At 70.3% G+C, this 20,328-nt stretch carries 17 protein-coding genes and 1 pseudogene; 8 read left to right on the forward strand and 10 right to left on the reverse strand.

Annotated features, from left to right (window positions below; translation table 11 throughout):
* Nucleotides 1-10: 10 nt before the first annotated feature.
* Together E8D38_RS24195 and E8D38_RS29545 are read right to left on the reverse strand one after the other, a co-directional pair.
* Nucleotides 11-1,600, reverse strand: coding sequence for an extracellular solute-binding protein (locus tag E8D38_RS24195; RefSeq protein WP_181179399.1), 1,590 nt, complete (start codon nt 1,598-1,600; stop codon nt 11-13).
* Between the two features lie 44 nt (nt 1,601-1,644).
* Nucleotides 1,645-1,761, reverse strand: a pseudogene (locus tag E8D38_RS29545) (ATP-binding protein); the annotation flags it as partial.
* A 77-nt stretch (nt 1,762-1,838) separates the two neighbouring features.
* Between E8D38_RS29545 and E8D38_RS24205 the strand changes: the two are divergent.
* Both E8D38_RS24205 and E8D38_RS24210 read left to right on the forward strand, forming a co-directional pair.
* Nucleotides 1,839-2,414, forward strand: a complete 576-nt coding sequence (locus tag E8D38_RS24205; RefSeq protein WP_140636508.1) for a GNAT family N-acetyltransferase — start codon at nt 1,839-1,841, stop codon at nt 2,412-2,414.
* 39 nt (nt 2,415-2,453) lie between these two features.
* The gene (locus E8D38_RS24210; RefSeq protein WP_140636510.1) at nt 2,454-3,365 is read left to right on the forward strand and encodes a LysR family transcriptional regulator; all 912 of its coding nucleotides are present in this window, start codon (nt 2,454-2,456) and stop codon (nt 3,363-3,365) included.
* Between the two features lie 34 nt (nt 3,366-3,399).
* Here E8D38_RS24210 and E8D38_RS24215 read toward each other — a convergent pair whose 3' ends face one another.
* Entirely contained in the window at nt 3,400-3,921 is a 522-nt protein-coding gene (locus tag E8D38_RS24215) for an SDR family NAD(P)-dependent oxidoreductase (protein ID WP_140636512.1), read from the reverse strand.
* Nucleotides 3,922-4,147: 226 nt separating this feature from the next.
* Here E8D38_RS24215 and E8D38_RS24220 point away from each other — a divergent pair, with 226 nt between their 5' ends.
* Nucleotides 4,148-5,422: an MFS transporter gene (locus E8D38_RS24220; protein WP_140636514.1), complete on the forward strand. Its 1,275-nt coding sequence runs from the start codon at nt 4,148-4,150 to the stop codon at nt 5,420-5,422.
* 26 nt (nt 5,423-5,448) lie between these two features.
* Nucleotides 5,449-5,898 (forward strand): carboxymuconolactone decarboxylase family protein, encoded by a 450-nt coding sequence (locus tag E8D38_RS24225; protein ID WP_140636516.1) that lies wholly within the window; start codon nt 5,449-5,451, stop codon nt 5,896-5,898.
* A gap of 13 nt (nt 5,899-5,911) precedes the next feature.
* Here E8D38_RS24225 and E8D38_RS24230 read toward each other — a convergent pair whose 3' ends face one another.
* On the reverse strand, nt 5,912-9,193 hold the full coding sequence (locus tag E8D38_RS24230; protein ID WP_140636518.1) for a PAS domain-containing protein: 3,282 nt from the start codon (nt 9,191-9,193) through the stop codon (nt 5,912-5,914).
* Nucleotides 9,190-9,576 (reverse strand): ANTAR domain-containing protein, encoded by a 387-nt coding sequence (locus E8D38_RS24235; RefSeq protein ID WP_140636520.1) that lies wholly within the window; start codon nt 9,574-9,576, stop codon nt 9,190-9,192. Before E8D38_RS24235 ends, E8D38_RS24230 begins: the two co-directional genes overlap by 4 nt.
* A 279-nt stretch (nt 9,577-9,855) precedes the next feature.
* On the opposite strand from E8D38_RS24235, the gene E8D38_RS24240 reads away from it, so the two are divergent.
* A complete protein-coding gene (locus tag E8D38_RS24240) occupies nt 9,856-10,593 on the forward strand; it encodes a response regulator (protein WP_140636523.1) in 738 nt (245 codons plus the stop codon).
* A 9-nt stretch (nt 10,594-10,602) separates the two neighbouring features.
* Here E8D38_RS24240 and E8D38_RS24245 read toward each other — a convergent pair whose 3' ends face one another.
* Nucleotides 10,603-12,318 carry a hypothetical protein gene (locus tag E8D38_RS24245; protein WP_140636525.1) on the reverse strand — a complete coding sequence of 572 codons (1,716 nt, stop codon included), beginning with the start codon at nt 12,316-12,318 and terminating at the stop codon, nt 10,603-10,605.
* Nucleotides 12,319-12,452: 134 nt separating this feature from the next.
* Here E8D38_RS24245 and E8D38_RS24250 point away from each other — a divergent pair, with 134 nt between their 5' ends.
* A complete protein-coding gene (locus tag E8D38_RS24250) occupies nt 12,453-13,649 on the forward strand; it encodes a GntR family transcriptional regulator (protein WP_140636527.1) in 1,197 nt (398 codons plus the stop codon).
* On the opposite strand, the gene E8D38_RS24255 is transcribed toward E8D38_RS24250, so the two are convergent.
* On the reverse strand, nt 13,586-14,938 hold the full coding sequence (locus tag E8D38_RS24255) for a class-II fumarase/aspartase family protein (RefSeq protein ID WP_140636529.1): 1,353 nt from the start codon (nt 14,936-14,938) through the stop codon (nt 13,586-13,588). The genes E8D38_RS24250 and E8D38_RS24255 overlap by 64 nt on opposite strands.
* Before the next feature lie 191 nt (nt 14,939-15,129).
* Between E8D38_RS24255 and E8D38_RS24260 the strand changes: the two genes are divergently transcribed.
* A complete protein-coding gene (locus tag E8D38_RS24260; RefSeq protein WP_140636531.1) occupies nt 15,130-16,131 on the forward strand; it encodes a porin in 1,002 nt (333 codons plus the stop codon).
* A gap of 11 nt (nt 16,132-16,142) precedes the next feature.
* Complete coding sequence (locus E8D38_RS24265; protein ID WP_246099636.1) at nt 16,143-17,117, forward strand: Bug family tripartite tricarboxylate transporter substrate binding protein; 975 nt, start codon at nt 16,143-16,145, stop codon at nt 17,115-17,117.
* Nucleotides 17,118-17,121: 4 nt separating this feature from the next.
* Here E8D38_RS24265 and E8D38_RS24270 read toward each other — a convergent pair whose 3' ends face one another.
* The 3 genes from E8D38_RS24270 to E8D38_RS24280 are packed head-to-tail and all read right to left on the reverse strand — an operon-like array spanning nt 17,122 to nt 20,014.
* Complete coding sequence (locus E8D38_RS24270; protein WP_140636533.1) at nt 17,122-18,027, reverse strand: DMT family transporter; 906 nt, start codon at nt 18,025-18,027, stop codon at nt 17,122-17,124.
* Nucleotides 18,024-18,521 carry a methylated-DNA--[protein]-cysteine S-methyltransferase gene (locus E8D38_RS24275; RefSeq protein WP_140636535.1) on the reverse strand — a complete coding sequence of 166 codons (498 nt, stop codon included), beginning with the start codon at nt 18,519-18,521 and terminating at the stop codon, nt 18,024-18,026. Before E8D38_RS24275 ends, E8D38_RS24270 begins: the two co-directional genes overlap by 4 nt.
* Complete coding sequence (locus E8D38_RS24280; RefSeq protein WP_246099637.1) at nt 18,518-20,014, reverse strand: Ada metal-binding domain-containing protein; 1,497 nt, start codon at nt 20,012-20,014, stop codon at nt 18,518-18,520. The genes E8D38_RS24275 and E8D38_RS24280 overlap by 4 nt, the downstream gene beginning before the upstream one ends.
* Nucleotides 20,015-20,328 lie beyond the last annotated feature (314 nt).

Below are 20,328 nucleotides of genomic sequence, written 5' to 3' on the forward strand. Positions count from 1 at the left end.
GTGCGGGCCCTTACTTGGGCGGGGCGGAGAACAGCACCTCGGCCTGCTGCTGAGCGCGTGCGGCAGCCTGTTCAGGCGTCAACTCGCCGCGCAGCATGTCGTGGTACACGGTGCCCAGTATGTCGGCCAAGGCCGACCACTGCGGCACGGCCGGGCGCATCCAGTCGTCGAGCTGGCCGGCGCTGCCCAGGCGCGCGACGGTCTTGAACGCCGGGTAGCGCTGCGCGAGCGCTGGGTCGCGCATGACCGAGTATCGCGGCATGCCGCCGTTGCCCTGTTGCGCCAGCCAGCGCTCGATGTCGCTGCTGGTCAGCCACGCCAGGAACTGCCAGGCGACGTCGCGCCGCGCGCCGATGTTGGCGGGGATGCCGAGGCTCCAGGTGCCGATCGAGGTGATCGGCTTGGCATCCGGTGCGTGCGGCGCCGCTTCATACCCGACACGTCCGATGACTTGCGAGCCGGGGTCCTCCTCGACCAGATAGCTGCGCGCGGCCCATTCGTAGGTCATCACGCAGCCGCCCTTGGCAAAACGCACAGGCCGATGGTCCCAGGCCATGTTCAGGATGTCGGGCGGTGAAAACGGCAGCAGGCTCTGCGCAAAGCGCGCCGCGGCAATGCCGCGCGGGGTGTTCAGGGCCGGACGTCCGCCGGCGTCGAGCAGCGGCTGGCCAAACGCCGCGTAGAAATGCGCCATCTGCTGGCCAAGCGCCTGACCGCGCTGGCCATTCCAGCAAATGCCGAACTGACCTTGCGCCGGTTGCGTGAAGCGCTTCGCCGCCGCCAGCAACTCGTCGGTGGTCAGCGGAGCGGCGACGCCGGCCTTGTCGAACAGGTCGCGGCGAACCCAGAGCAACTCGGGGTGCGGCTGGATCGGCAGACCGAGCTGTTGGCCCTTGAACTGTGCCTGTCGGTAGGCGATCTCGAGGAAGTCTTCGGGGCGGAGCGTGGCCGCCGATGCCTTGATCAAGTCGTTCAGCGGCAGCAGCAGGCCGGCGGCGCCGTACTCGCCGGCCCACACGCTGTCGAAGCTGACGATGTCGTAGGCCGAGCGCTGGTCGCGCGCATTGAGCTGCGTGAGCCGGCGCACATCGTCGTAGCCCACCACTTCGATCTCGACGCTGCCCCCGGCGCGGCGGCCCAGTTCACGCGTGCCGGCGCGCAGCGCGATGGAGAACGGATCGCCGACGATGAGCATGCGCACGGTCTGCCCGTGCAGGAAGCCGTCCTCGACCGGTGCGGCGGGCAGCACGTCCGGTTGCCGCTTGTACGCTCCGACGAACAACACGGCAAGCACCACCAGGGCGGTGGCTCCGAAGGCGATCGTGTAGACAATGCGCTTGGACATGGAGTTGTCTCCGAGCTCGTGACCTCCCCGCGCGGCTTGTCCGGGTGCGGTCCTCTGACCGACGTTCGCAATTCTGCGCTCAAACGGCCGCAACCGCTGCGCGTGGTGGGGGGGGCAGTAGGCGGATATGCGCTCGGATCTGCTCAGGGCGGCGAGGGCATGGTCCAGTTCGCGCGCCACCTCGTGCGCCAGGTCGCGCAGCGCCGGCTGCCGGCGCAGGGCCGCGGTGGTCGCGTAACCGTCCATCACCGGCATCTGGCAGTCCATCAGCACGGCATCGAAGCGCTCGTGCTCGCCTGCAGCCCGAAGCGCGCGGTGAAGCGGAAGCAACTGCCCCGGCCGGGCTCGCTGGTGACGCCGATCTCGCCGCCCATCATCTCCACCAGCCGGCGGCTGATGGCCAGGCCGAGGCCGGTTGGCCGCCACCCATTGACCAACCCGACATGCTTCGCCAGCATCGCGCGGTCCTGTTGCTGACGATGTCCCTCTGACCATGACGCTGCTGACCACGAATCGACTCCGCTTGGAACCGTTCACCGAGGGCCACCTCGCCGGCTTGAACGAGATGAACTCCGACCCGGAGGTGATGCGCTATCTCTCGGGAGGCCGACCTGAGACGCTCGAAGAAACCCGCGTGCTCATCGAGCGCGTCATGAAGCGGTGGGCGGAGGTCGGCTATTCATGGTGGGCGCTCATCGAGCTGGAGACCGAAGAGCTCGTCGGCGCGGGCGCCGTTCAGAATCTGCGGCGAGAGGCGACCTTGGTACCCGACCTGGCGTGTCCGCTGGAAATGGGATGGAGGCTTCGGCGGGATCGGTGGGGGCAAGGCCTGGCCGTGGAGGCGGCGCGGGCGATGGGGGATTTCGCGTTCAAGGACTTGAATGCGCAAGAGCTCCTTGCTGTCTGTGACCCGGCCAATACCGCGTCGGCGAACGTGATGAAGCGCCTGGGCATGCAGGAGGTCGGCATCGAGCGCTGGTATGGCAAGGACCTGCTCACCCATCGCATTGAGGCCGACGGGTGGACCGCAATGCGTCAGCGGCGGCCGAACGAAGGTCATGCGCTCTAATGATCGCCACCTGCACGCACGCATCGGAAGGACAACGCCATGGACCGCATCGCCGCGATGAAGGCCTTCGTCCGGGTGGTGGAAGCCGGCACCTTCACGAAAGCCGCCGACACGCTCGACTTGCCGAATGCCACGGTGACGCGCCTGATCCAGGCGCTCGAGAGTGAGCTGAAGGTGCGTCTGCTGCACCGCACGACCCGCTCGGTCACGGTCACGCCGGAAGGCGCGACCTACTACGAACGTGTGGTCCGCCTGCTGGCAGACCTGGCGGACATCGAGTCGTCCACCAGGCTGACCCAGGGCAAGCCTTCCGGCAAGGTGCGCGTCGAGACGGCTTCGGCAATCGGCACCATGGTCGTCGTGCCGGCACTGGCCGAGTTCTACAGGGACTATCCCGATGTCGAGGTCGAGCTCGGTGTCGGCAACCAGCGAGCCGACCTGGTGGCCGAAGGCATCGACTGCGCGATCCGCGTCGGTGAGATCGGCGAACAGCAGATCGTGGCCAGGCAGGTCGGCAGCTTTCACTTCACGACGTGCGCCACACCGGCCTTCCTGAGAACCCAGGGAACGCCGGAGGCACCGCAGGACCTGGCACAGCGCCACACCGTGGGCATGATGTCCTGGCGCACCAGCCGCGCGGTGCCGTTCCGCTATGCCGAAGGAACGTCCGTCACGGACCTGGCGCTGCACCACAAGCTGGTCGTGAACGACACCAACTCCTATCGGGCTGCCGGCCTGGCCGGGCTGGGCATCATCCAGGCGCCCAGCTACGCGGTGCATGACGCGGTGCAGGATGGCCGGCTGGTGCCCCTGCTGCAGCAGTGGGACACACCCGCGATTCCCGTTCACGTCCTGTACGCGCCGAACCGCTACCTCAGCGCCAAAGTGCGTGTCTTCATCGACTGGACGGTGGCACTGTTCGAGAAGAACGCCTGCCTGCGGCGGGCCTGATCCGGAGGTCGCAGGGCGGAAGAAGCATGCCTGCTCAGGCCCGGTAGCGGGCGGCGACGCTCGACCGTGACAGCCTGGGGCCCATCGCCCGCCGCGCCGCATCGAAGGCTTCCCATTCGGCTGCGTCGGGCAGCGATGGGATCGTCACGAGTTCATGGCGGCCGAAGCCGACCAGCGCGGCGTCGACCATCTCCTCGACGTCCATCACGATGTCGCTGGGCAGGTGGTCGAGCGACTCCACGTCCGAATCCACCATGGGTTGGGTCGCGCCGATGCCGGCGTTGTTGACCAGCAGCGAGATGCCGCCGTGGGTCTGCAGCAGACGTTCGATGCGTTGCTGGTCGGTCCGGTCGGTGAGGTCGGCGCCCACCACTTCGACGGCACGCCCCGTGGCTTCAGTGATGCGATCGGCCACGGCCCGCAGTCGCTGGGTGTCGCGCGCGACCAGCACGAGGTCGTAGCCGCGCCGGGCCAGCCGCTGCGCATAGACGGCGCCGATGCCGCTCGAGGCGCCGGTGATCAGCGCCGTGCCCTTGGTCTTCGTGTCGGTGCTCATGGGGTTTCCTTCGATGACGTGTGTGGGGGTGCACGGAATCTAGAGGGCATGCCGGCGAAGAAAAATCGCGCGACGGCCAAAACGTCATTGGCCGATTCGCAAAGATCGCGGTCGGCCAAAGGTCCTTATTTCATTTCCCCCAAAACCGCATTGCGGCCCACCGCCTTTTTCCGGCGGCGAGCGTCTCGTACCTTCACGGCAGCAAATTTCCTGCGTGGAGACTCTCATGACGACAACAGGCCAGCCCAGCCTCCCCGACCGTGCCGACGGCTCGACCCCGGCTTCGGACTCGTCCAGCCATCGGGGCCTGCATGCCGTCCTGGCGGCCAGCAACTTCGCGCAGGGGCTCGGGGCCTTCGCGGTGATCGGCGCGCTGGCCTCGTTGATCCAGGAGCTTCATGTTCCTCTTCACCAGGCGGGCCTCGTCGTTTCGCTGTATGCGGCTGCCTATGCCATTGCATCGCCGCTGCTGGTTGCCTGGTCGGGCCGCCTGGGGCGGCGCACCGTGCTCGCGGCAGGCTTGCTGCTCGTTGCCGCAGGCGCCGTCGTGGGCGCGACCGCGAGCAGCTTCGCCGTGCTGCTGGCCGGCCGCGCGCTGATGGCGATCGGCGGTGGCCTCGTCACCCCGGTGGCCGGCGCCATCGGCGTGGCGACCTCGACGCCGAAAACGCGTGGCCGTGTACTGGCCACGGTGTTCGCGGGGCTGACCATCGCTCAAGCGCTGGGCCTGCCCATCGGCGCGTGGCTGGTCGACGTCTCAGGGTTCCGTGCGACCTTCTGGCTGATCGCCGTGGCGGCGATCGCGGCGGCGCTGCTGGTGCTGCGGTTCGTTCCCCGGCAAATCGCCACGAATGCCGCAGGGCTGAAGGCGCTGGCCTCGGTGCTGGTCGACCCGCGCCTGCTCCTTGCGCTGTCCTTCATCGTCTTCTTCATCGGCGGCAACTTCGTGTTCCTGACCTATCTGACACCCTTCCTCGAAGGGCGCTACCAGCTTCAGGGGTCGGCGCTGGCCGCCGCCCTGCTGCTCTACGGGGGCGGCGCTGTCGCGGGCAACGCGCTGGGTGGGCGCCTGGCCGACCGCCTGGGGCCGGTCAAGACCCTCCTGATCCTTTGCGCCGTGCAGGTGATGGTGCTTCCGGTCATGTCGCTGCTCCATCTGCCCCTGCCGATCGCATTGGTCCTGCTGGCGATCTGGAGCGTGTTCGCCTGGTCGGTGCATGCCACCCAGCAGGCACGCCTGGTGTCGCTCGACCCGCCGCGCGCGCCGGTGCTGCTCGCCTTGCACTCCTCCGGCATCTACATCGGGGCATCGGCAGGCTCGGCCATCGCAGGCCATGTTCTCGACAGGTTCGGTGACCGCTGGCTCGGGCCGGCCGGGGTGGTACTGATGCTTCTGGCCGCAGCGACCCTGGGGCTCGTGGCCCTGACGACGCGGCGGCGCCTTGTGCCGCAGATCGCTCCGCACCAAGGGCTGCGGGCTGGCCCCACGCCTCACCCATGACACCCACAACCCATAGGAGTGAACAGATGAGCAAGCGTCTCGACTACGCGCAAGTTGCACCGGCGGGCGTCAAGGCCCTGGGCGGCGTCTACGGCTACGTCATGCAAAGCAGCCTGCCCGCTGCGCTGATCGAGCTGGTCTACCTGCGCATCTCCCAGATCAACAACTGCGCCTACTGCCTCGACATGCACACGCGCGAACTGCTGAAGAAGGGGCAGCGAGTCGAGAAGCTGGCGCTGGTCCAGGCCTGGGCGGAGGCTGGGAACCTCTTCGACGACCGCGAGCGCGCCGCGCTGGCCTGGGCCGAAACCGTGACGCGCGTCGCGGACACCGGCGTGCCCGACGCTGCTTACGAGGCCGCCAGTGCCGTGTTCGACGAGCGGGAGCTCGTGGATCTGTCGATCGCGATCGGCCTGATGAACGCCTACAACCGGCTGGCCATCAGCTTTCGCAATGTGCCGCAGGCTGCCCGCTAGCGATCGACACCCCTCAACCCCTCAACGCCCCCGCCAGGCTCCGTGCAATCTCACCCTGCACCAGCGGCTTTGCCAGCACCTCCACCACGCCCGCATCGCGCGCACGCAGGGTGAGCGCCTGGGTCACGTAGCCGCTCATCAGCACGATGGGAATGTCCGGCCGGATGCGGCGGATCTCCCGAGCGAGTTCGGAGCCGGTCATGTCGGGCATGGCCTCGTCCGACACCACGATGGCAAAGCGCTGCGGCGTGGCCCTGAAGCTGGCCAGCGCTGCCAGGCTCGATGAAAAGCCCACCGGTTCGTAGCCCAGCTCGGCCAGCACTTCCTCGCCCAGGCGCACCAGCGGTTCCTCGTCGTCCACCAGCAGCACGGTTTCGCCTTCGCCGCGCGGCACCGACTCGCCGGTGGCCACCGCGGCCACCAGGCCGCGCTGCCAGGGCAGGTACACGGTGAAGGTGGAGCCGTGGCTCGGGGCGCTCTGCACGTCGATGCCGCCGCCCAGGTCGGTCACGATGCCGTGCACGAGCGACAGCCCGAGCCCGGTGCCCACGCCGACCTCCTTGGTGGTGAAGAAGGGGTCGAAGATGCGCTCGAGCACCTGCGCAGGCATGCCGATGCCGGTGTCGGCCACCCGCAGCTGCACGTAGTCGCCGATGGGCGCGCGGGTGGTGAGCAGCATGCGGGGCTCGTCGAAACGCACGGTGCGCGCGGTCACGCTCAACGTGCCGGCTCCCTTCATGGCCTGCACGGCATTCGCGCACAGGTTCATCACCACCTGGTGGATCTGCGTCGGGTCGCCCATCAGCGCCGCATCGCCTGCGACGAGGTCGTGTTCGAGCGCCACGCCGTGCGGCAGCGAGGCGGCCACCAGCTCCAGGGCCTCGGCCACCACCGACTGCACATGCACCGGCACCCGCTCGCCCACGCCGCTGCGGCTGAACGCAAGGATGCGCTCCACCAGCGACTTGGCCCGCATGCCGGCGCTGAGCGCCGCGTCGATGTGCCGCCGCATCGCGCTGCCCTCGGCCGCGCCCTTTTGCGCCATCTCGCCGTAGCCCAAGATCGCCGCGAGGATGTTGTTGAAGTCGTGCGCTATGCCGCCGGCCAGGGTGCCGATGGCTTCGAGCTTCTGCGCCTGCCGCAGCTGCTTCTCCAGCCGCTCGCGTTCGTCTTCGGCATGGCGGCGGCGGCTGATGTCTTCCATGGAGCCGGCCATGCGATACGGCTGGCCGCGCTCGTCGCGCACCGCCACGCCGCGCTGGCGGTACCAGTGCCATTCGCCGCTGCGGTGCTGCAGCCGGTATTCCACTTCGAAGTGCGGCGTGCTGCCATGCAGGTGGGCCGAGATGGCCTGCCGCACATGGGCGATGTCGTCGGGGTGGTAGGTCGAGCGCGCGATCCATTCGCGGCGCGGCAGCAGCGATTCGCCGGGCTGCCAGCCCATCAGCGTCTGGGCGCGCGGCGACAGGAACAGCAGGTCGCGCTTCAGGTCCCAGTCCCACAGGCCTTCGTTGGAGCCGGCCACCGCCAGCTGGTAGCGCTCCTCGCTCTGCCGCAGCGCCTGCTCGGTGCGCTTCTGCTCGTCCACGTCGCTCACCGAACCGGCCCAGCGGATGGCGCGGCCTTGCGCATCGCGCACCGAGGTGCCTCGCACGCGCACCCAGCGGTAGCTGCCGTCGGCATGCTGCACGCGGTACTCGCCTTCGCGCACCTCGGTCTCGCCGGCCAGGTGCCGCTGGAAGTCGTCGTCATAGCGGGCCGCGTCGTCGGGATGCAGCCTCAGCAGCGCCACCCACTCGGCGCGGGTGCGGGTGGTGACGTTCGAGTCCACGCCCGCGATGCGCATCGCGCGGATGGAAGTGAACATGCGGTCGTTCACGATGTCCCAGTCCACCACCCCGTCGTTGGAGCCGGCCACCGCGAGCGCGAAGCGCTCCTCGCTCTGGCGCAGCCCTTCTTCGGCGCGCTTGCGGGCGTCGATGTCGCTCACCGAGCCGGCCATGCGTTGCGGCCGGCCGCTCGCGTCGCGCACGCACACGCCGCGCACGCCGGCCCAGCGGTAGCCGCCGTCGGGGTGCCTGACCCGCAGCTCCACCTCGTAGGCGGGCACCTTGCCGGCGAGGTGGTCGTCGAAGGCGGCGCGCCGGCGCGGTTCGTCGTCGGGGTGGATGCGCAGCGAGGCGAACCAGCGGTCGGCCGGCTCGGACTCGGGCACGTGGGCAATGCCGAGGATCTCGCGGGCACGGGCCGACGAGAACAGGCGGCCGGTGGCGCGGTCCCAGTCCCAGATGCCGTCGTCGGAGCCGGCCACGGCGAGGCTGAAACGATCGCGCGCCGCCTCGAGCGACGCCTGCGCAGCGCCCAGCCGGGTGAGCTGGCGCGACACCAGCGCCAGCAGGAGGCCCGCCAGCGCAGCCAGCGCCAGCATGCGGGCCACCGAACGCACCGCCTGCCCGCGCCACGGCGCCAGCGCCACCTCGGCATCGCGCGTCACCAGCACGGCCAGCGGGTAGTTGGGCACGATCTGCACCGCGCCGAAGCGGTCCACACCGTCCACCGGGCTCACCGTGCGGGTGGGGCCTTCGCGGCCGACTTCGGCCGCGGAGAGCACTTCGTCGATCAGGGCGAAGCGCTTGCCCAGCGAGGCTTCGGCGGGCGGGTAGCGCGCCAGCAGCGTGCCGTTGCGGTGCACCAGCGTGGCCTTGGTGCCGGGGTCGAGCTGGATGTCGCGGTAGAAGGTCTGGAAGTATTCGATGCGCCCGCGCGCGCCCACCGCGCCGGCGAATTCGCCGGTGGCGGTCTCCAGGCGCCGCGTGATGGGAAACACCCACTGCTGGTCGACGTCGCTCTTGAGCGCGTCGCCGATCTGCAGGCCCTGGGCGCCCGCCTTCATGTTCTGGAACAGCGCGAAGCCCGACACGTTGGGCGTGGGCTGCGGCAGCGGGAAGGTGATGGAGGTGGCCACCGGTGTGCCGTCCGGCCGCAGCAGCAGCAGGCCCTCGATCTGCACCAGCCCGACCGCCTGCTCGCGCAGGTAATGGTGCAGCTCGCGCGGGCTCATCGCGTTGAAGCTGCCCTGGCGGTGCTGCTCGGCCAGGTGGCGCAGCACCACGTCCACCGCCTGCAGGCTGCGAGCCGTCTGCTCGGCCAGGATGCGCGCCTGCGTGTCGAGCTCGCGGCCGGTGTCGTCCACCGCGCTGCGGTAGCCGCGCACGCTGTCGAACACCGCCAGCCCCACGATGGCCACGATGAACAGCACGCCCAGCCAGGGCACCGCGCGGCGCATCGGGATCATGGCGGTGGCGGCGGCAGTTGCAGGAGGCGGTGCGCCGCCGCGACCAGCGTGCCGCGGTGCAGCGGCTTGGGCAGCACCGCATGCACGCCCAGCGCCCGCGCGGCCTCGCCGCTGGGCTCCACGCTGGGGTGGAAGGTGGGCGACAGCGCGATCACCGGCGTGCCCGGATATTCGTGCGCCATGCGCTGCAGCGGTTCGGTCTTGCCCTGGCGGGGGTAGGGCACGTCCACCACGATGAGCGCGTAGCGGCCGGGGCCGCTGCCGCGGCTCGGGTCTTCCTCGACCGCGCAGCCGCTGTCGGCCAGCCATTCGCGCAGCAGCTCGGCCGTGGCGCGGTCGGCACCCACCACCAGCACCGGCAGGGCGGCATCGGTCGTGTTCATGGGCGGTGCGGCGCGCAGCGGCCGGCAGGCGTCAGGCGGTGCAGGGCAGGGGGCCGGCGCAGGAGGCGCATCGAGGATCTCCACAGAGCAGTTGCGCACGATTTCGGCCTCGCCAGGTTGCACTCGCATGTCTGTGCGAGCGGCCCACGATTACAACTGCAACGCCGAGGCCGGCCGCCTGACATGGAAGGTGCTTCCTTCACGGCGCTTCGGGCCCTACGATGGAAAGCTGCCGCAGCGCACAAGTGCCGCAGCAACCAGATGAGGGGTGGAGCCATCATGGAAGTCGTGTCGAACCTGTCGCCGCATGTGCTGGCCCTGGACGACGATCCGGACATCCGCGACCTCGTGGTCGAGTACCTGAGCGCCTACGACCTGCGCGTCACCGCGGTGAGCAGCGGCAGGGAGCTCGCCGAGGTGATGACGCGCGAGGCCATCGATGCGGTGATCCTCGACCTGCGCCTGCCCGGCGAAGACGGCCTGCAGATCGCCCGCAAGCTGCGCGAAACCTCGAGCGTGCCCATCCTCATGCTCACCGGCCTGGCCGAGGAGGCCGACCGCGTCATGGGCCTGGAGCTCGGCGCCGACGACTACCTCACCAAGCCGTTCAGCCCGCGCGAGCTGCTCGCCCGCATCCGCGCGCTGCTGCGGCGGGCCCGGTCGCAGGCCACTGTGGCCGACGAGATCGCCAAGGTGCGCGCCTACCGTTTCGGCGCCTGGGAACTCAACGTGGGGCTGCGCAAGCTGAAGTCGGCCGCCGGCCAGGCGGTGGACCTCACCAACGGCGAGTTCAGCCTGCTCACCGCCTTCCTGTCGGCGCCGCAGCGGGTGCTCACCCGCGACCAGCTGCTGGAGCTTTCGCGGCTGCACAACGCCGAGGTGTACGACCGCTCCATCGACGTGCAGATCCTGCGGCTGCGCCGCAAGATCGAAGCCGACCCGGCGCACCCCGAATACATCAAGACCGAGCGGGGCGCGGGCTATACCTTCAGCGCCCCGGTGGAAGCCATGCGCTGAGCCGGCGGCTCAGGCATGCACCCAGAACGCGGTGTCGGCGAACTGCTCACCACGCCACCAGTCGCGCGCGCCGGTGCCGTAGCGGAAGTTGCGCACGCCGGCCTGGCTCTGCAGCGGGGCCACCACCTCGCCGCTCGCCGGGTCGCGGCGAGCGCTTTCGGCCTCGGTCTCCGGCACCACGGCCACCACATGCCCCGAGCGGCCGTCTTCCTTGCGCCGCGCCACGATGAGCCCGATGGCGCCCTGGTTGGCTGCCGTCTGCAGCTTGGTGAGCGTGCCGGTGCGGCGCCAGCCGAAGCCCGGCCCGAAGTCGGCCAGCCAGCGGAACAGGTCGTTGGCGCGCATCTCGCGGATCGTGTCGCCGATCAGCGGCTTCAGCACTTCGCCGCGTTGCAGGCGCAGCAGCGCCGACTCGCTCCACCACACGCGCGGCAGGTACACGCCGGCCAGGTGGCAATAGTCGTGGCAGTAGATGTTGCAGAAGGTCAGCCCCTGGCGCGGCTGGTAGCGCGCATGGGCCGGCTCGTCCACTGCCAGCCAGTCGATGATGGCCGCGAGCTCCGCCCGCAGCTCGCCGGCGCTCGTGCCCTGCCGCTGCGGGGCGCCCGATTCGTTGAGCGAGTGGGCGTTGGCCAGGTCGGTGCGGCGCGTCCTGCTGCCGGGTCGGCGCGGCATGGTGACCGCCGTCACGCCGGGCGGCAGTTCGGTGGCCGGCTCGTCCGTGCCCTGCACCGGCACCTCGGTCGCCTGCGGCTCGGCCTTCAGGAACTTCGTCGACGCGAAGCCGTGCAGCAGCGCGCCCTGCAGGCTGGTCTCCACCTCCATGAAGCCGCGGGTGGCGCGGCCGGTCACGGCACGCACGAGGTGGCCGTCGGGCAGCTCGCCGATCACGTTGGCGGTGGGCGGCTCGCTGACCTGCGGCTCGCTGCGCAGCCGCAGCGTCGAGACGGCGGTGTCCACCCGGAAGAAGGGCCCGGTGGCCGCCGGCGGCGTGGGGGGCGGCAAGATGGCCACGCCGGCCGGCGGCATGGCCAGCGGCGGCGACTGGCCCGGCAGGGCCACCGTCTTCGACAGGCGGATGAAGTCGAACAGCGCCTCGCCATAGAACCTGCGGCCGTCGAAATGGCCCTGCTTCAGGCCCTTGCCGGGCTTGAAGCCGCCGGTGTTGTAGGCGATGCCCACGGCGGCCAGCTCCAGGTCGTCGAGCGATTGCCGGGCGACGAAGCCGAGCTTCCTCAGCGCGTTCTTCAGCTCGGCCAGGCACTTGCCCAGCGTGTCGTCGAAGTGTTCATAGCGCCGCTGCAGGAAGTACTGCGGGTCGGTCAGGAAGAACTGCAGGTCGTACTGGAAGAGCCCGAAGCCGTGGCAGAACTTGTGCGGCCGCGCGGCCGCGCCGCTGAAGCCGGGAATGTGCTGCGCCATCGCCACCAGTCCGGCACGGGCGATCTCGAACATCTGCGCGCCGCCGGGGCGGGCCAGCAGGTCGGCACGCGTCTTCGGGAAGGCCCGGCGGCCCTTGTCGGCGTCGAGCGTGTCGCCCACGCACAGGGCCAGGATCTGCGGCACCGCCAGGCCCTTGTCGCGCAGCACCGGCCAGATGTGGCCGGTTTCCTGGCAGGCCACCGCGACGATCATGTCCACGGTGAGCGGCGTGCCGGCCAGCGCCGGCTCGATGCTTGACTGGAACTGCTCCTTGAACCACAGGACGTCGGCGGCATTCGGCATGGCGGCTCCTCCCTCGGTGGGCGCGGCCACGATGTTGAGCCTTTCAGGCGGCTCGCGCACCACCACGTTTGATGATGCGTGGCGGGGCGGGCAGCCATGCATGCGCGCCTGCGAATGTGTTGTATTGTTTTGCGATGCACAGCGCCCTCCCTGAACTCGAGCAGTACCTCGAAGACCTTGCCGGCCAGTCCCGGCCCGGCGATCGCCTCCCGCCGATCCGCGAGCTGATGAGCCGCTTCGGCGCGTCGCAGATGGTGGTGCAGCGAGCACTGCAGAGCCTCAAGGACCGCGGGCTGATCGATTCGCACGTCGGCCGGGGCACGTTCTTCCGCGGCGGCAGCGGCCGGCCGGCAGACGCGGCCGGCGCGCCGCAGCCCGAAGCCGCGGCGGCCCGCAGGCGAGGGCCGGCCGCGAAGTCGGTGCTGCTGCTGCGCCGCTCGATCAGCATCGCCCGCGGCCGCGTGCTGGCCGAAGGCCTGCAGCGCCGGCTCGTGGCCGACGGCCACCGGGTGCTGGAGGTGTCGTACACCGACCCTGACCACGCACGCACCGTGCTGCGGGGCCTGCCCCGCTTCGACGCCTGCGTGGTCCAGTCGAGCTACCGCCCCATCCCCATCGACCTGCTGGCGGCGCTCAAGGACAGGAGCGACGTGCTCGCCATCGACGGCGCGGCGCTGGTGGGCGCCGACGTGGAGGCGGTGGGCGTCGAATGGGGCGAGCCGCTGGCCGCTGCCGTGGCGATGCTCCGGCAGCAGGGGCACCGGCGCATCGCCTGCGCCATGACCTCGCAGCCCTTTCTTGCCACGCAGATGGGCTGGCGGCGCTTCCACCACCTGGGCGCTGCCCTGGCGGACGTCGAGCTGCAGGCCGTCGCCTTGCCGCAGCTGCCGGACCAGGACTATGCCGACCGGCTGGTCGCCGCCATCGAGGCGGGGCTGGACGCCGCAGGCCAGCCGCCGTTCACCGCGCTGGTCTGCTGGGGCATCGAAGACGGTGCCCGGTTCCGCGCGCTGCTCGAAGGCATCGGCATCGAGGTACCGCAGTCGCTGAGCGTCGTGCTGCTGGGCCGCACCGACCTGGCCAACGAACATGCCGGGTTCTTTCACATGGCGGGCTGCAGCGTTGCCGACCAGATCGAGACGCTGTACCAGGCCATCCAGTCGCGCTGGAGCGACCCGGCGGCGGCGCACGGCGTGCGGTTCACGCCGGTGACCTTTCGCGAAGGCGCATCGGTGGCCGGGCCCCCCGCGAAGGCCTCCGGCCGGTCTCAGCGCCGGCGACTGGCGCGCTCGACGGCCTCCGCCGCCAGCTCGGCCGATTCGCCCACGTAGGCGCTCGCCTCGAGCGCCCGGGCCAGGTCCTGCGCCAGCTCGCTGCCCGCCAGCAGCGCATGCTCCCGGATCGCGGTGATGAACGGCACGCCTTCGGCCTGCGTCCGGTGCGCTGCCTCGTAAAGGAGGCGGTGCGCCTCATGGCGGCCCATCACCCGAGTGAGCCGCATCATCACCGCTTCCGACGAGATGAGTCCCTTCGACAAGCCGAGGTTGCGCGACATGGCCTGGGGGTCGACCACCAGGCCTTGCGCGAGGCGGCTGAGCGTCTCGGCCACCGAGGTCGCGATGATGGCGATTTCGGGCAGCAGCGTGTCGGTGACGTTGGTGGCCGACGAATCGCCTTCGTCCATGCGCACCATCGCTTCCAGCGCCGCCGGCACGCGTGAGCGCAGCATGCGGGCCAGGCTCGCGAGCAGCAGCGCGGTCGACGGGTTGCGCTTGTGCGCCATGGTCGAGCTGCCCACCTTGCCGACGTGGAAGTCCTCCGAGACCTCGGCGACCTCGGTGCGCTGCATGAACACCACGTCGTGCGCGATCTTCTGGGCCGTGCCGGCCAGCAGGCCGAGCGCGGCCATGTAGTCGGCGGCGCGGTCATAGGAAGACCGCATGGGCAGGCCGGCCGGCACCAGGTCGAGCCGTTCGGCCAGGCGTGCCTCCACCTGGCGACCCGCCGCGCCCATGGCGGCGAAGGTGCCGATCGCGCCGCCCATGCAGGCGGGGAACGAGGCGGCCAGCCGCTCATCGAGACGGTGGCGGTCGCGATCGAGTTCGTCGATCCAGCCGGCCAGCTTGAAGCCGAAGGTCATCGGCACCGCATGCTGCCCATGGGTGCGCCCGGCCTGCGGGGTGGCGCGGTGCGCCAGCGCCAGCGCGCCCAGGCGCGCGATGGCCGCATCGAGGTGGCGGCGCAGCAGGTCGTGCGTGCTGCGCATCTGCAGCGCGGTGGCCGTGTCGAAGATGTTCTGCGTGGTGGCGCCCCAGTGGATGAAGCCCGCCGCCGGCTCGCCGCACAACGCCTCGAAGCGATGCAGCACCGGCACCAGCGGGTGCTGTGCAAAGGCGATCTCCTCGGCCAGCTGGCGCGGGTCGAACAGGCGGGCGTCGGCGTGGCGGGCAATGGTGTCTGCCGCGTCCGCGGGAATGACGCCGAGCTCCGCCTGGGCGAGTGCCAGTGCCGCTTCCACGTCCAGCCAGGCCTGCAGGGTGGCGACGTCGCTCCACAGGCGCTTGGCCTCGGCACTGAACCAGTGGCCGGTGACGAAGGATTCGAACATTCCGATCGACATGCAGACTCCCAAAGGCGGTTGTTGATACATATTGTATTTGACAGGTACGCGCTGCTGCCCGGCTGTGCGCAGGCAAATCTCAATGATGCGTGGCGCGCCAATACAATGCGGTCGTTTGACACAATGCAATACGCAGAACAATACTGGTGGCACATCGGCCATGCCGGTGCCATCAAACAAAGGAGACCGTTGTGAAGACACTCGCTTGGCGGCCGGGGCTCTGCGCCGCCGTCGCCCTGGGCTCGGTCGGTGTGGCGCAGGCCCAGTCCACCGTATCGATCTACGGGATCATCGACATGGGCGTCGTCAGGGCCAACAGCGGCACGACCCCGGCCGCCCTGCTGCCGGGGCGCGGCGCCCAGCCCGACAGGTGGGCGCTGAAGGCGGGCAACACCTCGCGCATCGGCTGGCGCGGCCAGGAAGACCTGGGCGAAGGCCTCTACACCCGCTTCCAGGTCGAGCACCGCTTCGCCGCCGACACCGGTGCCTCCAGCAATGCCAACGTGTTCTGGCTCGGCCGTTCGGTGGTGGCGCTGGGCAGCAGGCAGTGGGGCGAGGTGTATGCCGGGCGCGAGTACTCGGCGGCCTACGCGGTGGCGCTCAATGCCGACCCCACCTTGTGGAGCTACGTGAGCCAGCTCGGCTCGGCCTACACCTATGCCAACTACACGCCGGTGGCGGCCGCGGTCGAGGCGTCGAACATCCGCTGGAGCAATTCGGTGGGCTACAAGTCGCCGACCCTGGGCGGCGTGAGCCTGGAGCTGGCCACTGCGCTGGGCGAAGGCGTGCGCGGGCGGGCGTCGTCCGGCAACCTGCAATACAGGCAGGGCCCGTTGTGGGCGGCCGCGGGCTTCGACCGGCTGGATTCCAGCACCCGCCTCGCGCTGGTGGCGGGCGGCTGGGACTTCGGCTTCGTCTTCCCCAAGGCGAGCTACAGCCGTGCCGAAGGCGGGCTCAACGGCGACGCCACGTCGTTCACCGTCTCTGCGCTGGTGCCGGTGGGGTTCGGGCGGGTGTATGCGTCGCTCGGCCGCCTACGCCCGGCCACGAACCTGGATGCCGCGATGCTCGGGGCCGGCGTGCAATACGACCTGAGCAAGCGCAGCCTGCTGTACGCCAACGCGGGCTCCGCCCGGCGCGAGGGGCTGAGCCGCACGACGGCATTCGACCTCGGTCTCAAGCACACCTTCTGAAGGAGCTCCTCATGAACATGAAGCGCAGGCGCTTCTCGCTCGCCGTGCTGGCAGGGGCCGTGGCCGGCTCAGGCGCCGCCCATGCGCAGTCCGACAAGCCGCTCTTGCTGGTGGTGGGCTATGCGGCCGGCGGCAGCGCCGACCTCGTGGCCCGCGCCGTGGGCGCCGAACTGTCGCGGCTGCTGGGCCGTCAGGTCCTCATCGAAAACGTGTCCGGCGCCAGCGGCATGCTGGCCGCGCAGAAGGTGCTGAGCGCACCGGCCGACGGGCAGACCCTCTACATGGGCGGCACCGACACCGTGCTGGTGCCGATGATCAACGCCAAGGCGAGGCTCGACTGGGACAAGGACCTGCTGCCGGTGGGCCGCATGACCACCGTGCCGATGATCTTCGCGGTGCCCAGGTCGTCGCCGTATTCCACGCTTTCCGAGCTGATCGCCGCGCTGCGCAAGGGCGTCCGGGCGAACTTCAGCTACGGCACGCCTGGGGTGGGCACGATGCAGCACCTGTACGGTTCGCTCATCGGCGCCCGGGCCAGGGTGCCGCTGCAGCACATCCCGTACCGCGGCGGCGCGCCCATCACCAACGACCTGGTCGGCGAAGTGCTCGACAGCGCGGTGCTGGTCGCCTCCACCGCGATGCCCTTCCTGAAGGACGGCCGGATCAAGGCGCTGTCGGTGTCGGATACCCAGCGCGTGTCCCAGCTGCCGGAGGTCCGGCGCATCGGCGAGGAAGAGGGCTTCAGCGGCCTGGCGCTGCCGCTGTGGCAGGGCCTGTTCGTGAAGGCGGGCACGCCCGCCATCACCGTGGCAGCCTACGAAAAGGCCCTGCTCGAAGCGCTGGCCCAGCCGGCGCTGCGCAGCAAGCTGCAGGAGTCGGGCATCACCGTGGCACCGATGAAGGGTTCGGAGCTGAAGGCCTTCATCGGCCCGCAGGCGGCGCTGTACCGCGACATCGTGCAGACCTCGAAGATCTCGCTCGACTGAAGCCTCAGCCTTGCGCCGGCCTTGCCTGCAGCAGCCGCGGCTTCCAGAAACCGGTCGACAGGCTGGTGCCCAGCACGATGACCGCGCAGCCCACCACCATGGCCGGCGTGATGAGCTCCTTCAGGAACAGCCAGCCCCACAACACAGCGAACACCGGGATGAGGAAGGTGACCGCGATCGCGTTGGCCGGGCCGATGTGCGCGATGAGCCTGAAATACAGCACGTAGGCGATGGCCGTGCTCAGCACCCCCAGCAGCAGCACCGCGCCCCACGAGGTGGCCGACACCGGCGCGGCAGGCCACCAGATGAAGGCCGGCACCGCCAGGGCGATGGTGGCCGACAGCTGGCTGCCGGTGGCCACCGCAAGCGGCGGCACGCCGGTCAGCCAGCGTTTGGTGGCGCTGGCGGCAATGCCGTAGAGCAGCGTGGCGGTGAGGCAGCCGACCACCGCCCAGCCGGTGGCCACGCCGTCGGCGCCGGCCTTGAAGCTGGCCTTGTCCCAGGCAAGCCACACCACGCCGGCGAAGCCGATCACGAGGCCCAGCACCCGCGACGGCGTGAGCCCGTCCTTCAGCCATAGCCAGGCCACCACCGCGCCCCACAGCGGCGTGGTGGCGTTGAAGATGGAGCTCAGCCCGGCTGTGATGGACAGCGCGGCATAGCTGTAGAAGAGGAAGGGCAGCGCCGAGTTGAGCAGCCCCACCACGAAGATCGGCCTCCAGTACTTGACGAGCACTGCGCCCTGGCCCCGCCACAACAGCAGCGGCAGCAGGCAGGCGGTGGCCACCGTCACCCGCACGGCGGCCAGCGCCACCGGCCCGAACTCGCCCGCGCCCAGGCGCATGAACAGGAACGATGCCCCCCACAGCCCTGCCAGCAGCAGCAGCTCCCCGATGTCTTGTGTCTTCAAGAAAGGATTCCTTCGAGTTTGAGTAGTGCGGTCTTGCGGTGCAGCCCGCCGGCATAGCCGGTGAGCGAACCGTCGCGCCCGATGATGCGATGGCAGGGCACCACCACCGATACCGGGTTGCGGCCCACCGCCGCGCCCACCGCCCGCACGGCCGCCGGCGTGCCGATGCAGCGGGCGATCTCTCCGTAGCTTTGCGTCTGCCCGGCCTGTACCGCCAGCAGTGCACGCCATACGTCGAGCTGGAACGGCGTGCCATGCAGGTCGAGCGCGAGGTCGAAGTGTCGGCGCTGGCCGGCCCAGTAGTCGGTGAGCTGGCGAGCAGCCTCATTGAGCAGTGGGTCATCGTCACGCTCGGGCGCGGCGATGGTACCGGGATGGTCCTTCTGGCCTTCGAACCAGGCGCCGGCCAGGCCGGCGTCGGTGCGCGCCAGCAGGAGCGGGCCCAGCGGCGATTCGAAGGTCATCCGGGCGGTGTAGGCGGGGCGGTTCTTCATGTCGAGGTCTCCAGCGAGTTCCACAAGCGCAGCAGCGCATACGAGCGCCACGGCGTCCAGGCCAGCGATCGGGCTTCGGCTTCGCGTTCGGCGCGCGTGCCCTTGGGCAGGCCCATGGCCTTGAGCGCCGCCACGTCGCCGGGCGGAAAGGCGTCCGGCCAGCCGCGCCAGCGCATCGCGATGTAGTGCGCGGTCCAGGCGCCCAGGCCGGGTGTCTGCACAAGGCGCTGCACCAGGGCCTGCGGCGCCTGCGTGGCAGCCAGCACCTCGAGTTCGGGCCAATCGCGCGCGAGCGACTGGATGGCGCCGACCTGGGTGCGCAGGATGCCGAGCTCGCCGATGCGGTCGGGCTCGGCCTGCGCCACGGCTTGCGGCGCGGGGAAGGCGGTGGCCAATGCCGGCCAGGGCGTGGCCATGGGGCTGCCGAAGCGCTCGACCAGGCGTCGCGCCAGCGTGCGCGCCGCGGCCACGGTGACGCGCTGGCCCAGCACCGCGCGCACCGCCAGCTCGAAGCCGTCGAGGCTGCCGGGCAGGCGGGTGCCGAGCCCGCCGCCGGGCAGGTCGCCCAGGGCGGTGTCGATGACTTCCGGCGACGCGTCGAGGTCGAGCCAGCGGCGCGCCGCCTGGGCCACGCTGCCGGTGGCCGCTGCCAGCGCAGGGGCGAGCCGCAGCTTGACCTGCTGGCGCGACGGCACGAACCGCACGTCGAGCCAGGCCGGCTCGTCGCTCAGCACCCCGGCACGCAGGGTGCGGCGCAGGCGCAGCTCGCCGGCATCGATGGCCTCCACCCCGGGGATGGCGCGGCGCTCGAAGAAACGCAGCAGCCCGGCCACGTCGTAGGGCGGGCGCCAGCCCAGCGTGAGCTCGATCGCGGCCTCTTCCGGGGCTGCCGGGGTCGCGTCGTCGCGGCTTTCACGACGAAGGCGGGTCGGGTTGAGGCGGTAGCGTTCGGCAAACGCGGCATTGAAGCGCCGCAGACTGCCGAAGCCGCTGGCGAGCGCCACCTGGGCCATGCTGAGGCGGCTGTCGGTGAGCAGGTGCTTGGCCAGCAGCAGCCGGCGCGTCTGCAGGTACTGCACCGGCGTCACGCCATGCTCGGCCTGGAAGATGCGCCGCAGGTGGCGGTCGCTCACGCCGAGCTGGGCCGCCACGCGGGCGAGGGTGGGGCCGGAATCACCGTCGGCATCGAAGGCGACCTGGTCGAGCGCCGCGGCGGCCTGCCTGGCCAGCGTGCTGGAGGCGTCCATCACCGACCACGCCAGCCCCGGCCCCGGGGCCACTTCCGGGCGGCACTTCAGACACGGCCGGAAGGCGGCGGCCTCGGCCTGCGCCGGCGTCTCGAAGAAGCGGCAGTTCTCGCGCCGCGGCGTGCGCACGCGGCAGATGGGCCGGCAGTAGATGCCGGTGGAGGTGACCCCCACGAACAGCCGCCCGTCGAAGCGCGCGTCGCGGGCCTTGAGGGCGAGATAGGCAGCGTCTGCATCGAGGTCCATGCAGGCCATTATGGGCGGCCGGCCGGAGCCGACTCGCCGTTTTCGGACATCTGGATGGGCGCGCTGGATGTGGAGTCTGCGCCGGCACGATGGACCCGATTCATTCACCGCGGAGGCGCGGAGGACGCGGAGGACCGCGGAGAAGGCTTTGTATTCCTCCGCGGTTCTCCGCGCTCTCCGCGCCTCCGCGGTGAAGGCATTCGGCATCTCACGCGCGAACAACAACCACCCGTTCGCCCTGAGGTATCGAAGGGCCGCCACCAAACGTCGAAGGGCTTCGATACCTCAGCCCGAACGGAGAGTGGCTGTGCGCC

This window comes from Methylibium rhizosphaerae (assembly GCF_006386545.1).
GTDB classification, from domain to species: Bacteria; Pseudomonadota; Gammaproteobacteria; order Burkholderiales; family Burkholderiaceae_C; genus Pseudorivibacter; species Pseudorivibacter rhizosphaerae.

What these genes read in the sequence shown, in the direction of transcription:
- E8D38_RS24195 (WP_181179399.1), bottom strand. Translation starts at nt 1,600, where the DNA reads ATGCCGGTGATGGACGGTTACGCGACCACCGCGGCCCTGCGCCGGCAG.
- E8D38_RS24275 (WP_140636535.1), bottom strand. Translation starts at nt 18,521, where the DNA reads ATGAAGAACCGCCCCGCCTACACCGCCCGGATGACCTTCGAATCGCCG.
- E8D38_RS24230 (WP_140636518.1), bottom strand. Translation starts at nt 9,193, where the DNA reads ATGATCCCGATGCGCCGCGCGGTGCCCTGGCTGGGCGTGCTGTTCATC.
- E8D38_RS24215 (WP_140636512.1), bottom strand. Translation starts at nt 3,921, where the DNA reads ATGAGCACCGACACGAAGACCAAGGGCACGGCGCTGATCACCGGCGCC.
- E8D38_RS24225 (WP_140636516.1), top strand. Translation starts at nt 5,449, where the DNA reads ATGAGCAAGCGTCTCGACTACGCGCAAGTTGCACCGGCGGGCGTCAAG.
- E8D38_RS24220 (WP_140636514.1), top strand. Translation starts at nt 4,148, where the DNA reads ATGACGACAACAGGCCAGCCCAGCCTCCCCGACCGTGCCGACGGCTCG.
- E8D38_RS24205 (WP_140636508.1), top strand. Translation starts at nt 1,839, where the DNA reads ATGACGCTGCTGACCACGAATCGACTCCGCTTGGAACCGTTCACCGAG.
- E8D38_RS24280 (WP_246099637.1), bottom strand. Translation starts at nt 20,014, where the DNA reads ATGGACCTCGATGCAGACGCTGCCTATCTCGCCCTCAAGGCCCGCGAC.
- E8D38_RS24245 (WP_140636525.1), bottom strand. Translation starts at nt 12,318, where the DNA reads ATGCCGAATGCCGCCGACGTCCTGTGGTTCAAGGAGCAGTTCCAGTCA.
- E8D38_RS24235 (WP_140636520.1), bottom strand. Translation starts at nt 9,576, where the DNA reads ATGAACACGACCGATGCCGCCCTGCCGGTGCTGGTGGTGGGTGCCGAC.
- E8D38_RS24255 (WP_140636529.1), bottom strand. Translation starts at nt 14,938, where the DNA reads ATGTCGATCGGAATGTTCGAATCCTTCGTCACCGGCCACTGGTTCAGT.
- E8D38_RS24265 (WP_246099636.1), top strand. Translation starts at nt 16,143, where the DNA reads ATGAACATGAAGCGCAGGCGCTTCTCGCTCGCCGTGCTGGCAGGGGCC.
- E8D38_RS24210 (WP_140636510.1), top strand. Translation starts at nt 2,454, where the DNA reads ATGGACCGCATCGCCGCGATGAAGGCCTTCGTCCGGGTGGTGGAAGCC.
- E8D38_RS24240 (WP_140636523.1), top strand. Translation starts at nt 9,856, where the DNA reads ATGGAAGTCGTGTCGAACCTGTCGCCGCATGTGCTGGCCCTGGACGAC.
- E8D38_RS24250 (WP_140636527.1), top strand. Translation starts at nt 12,453, where the DNA reads ATGCACAGCGCCCTCCCTGAACTCGAGCAGTACCTCGAAGACCTTGCC.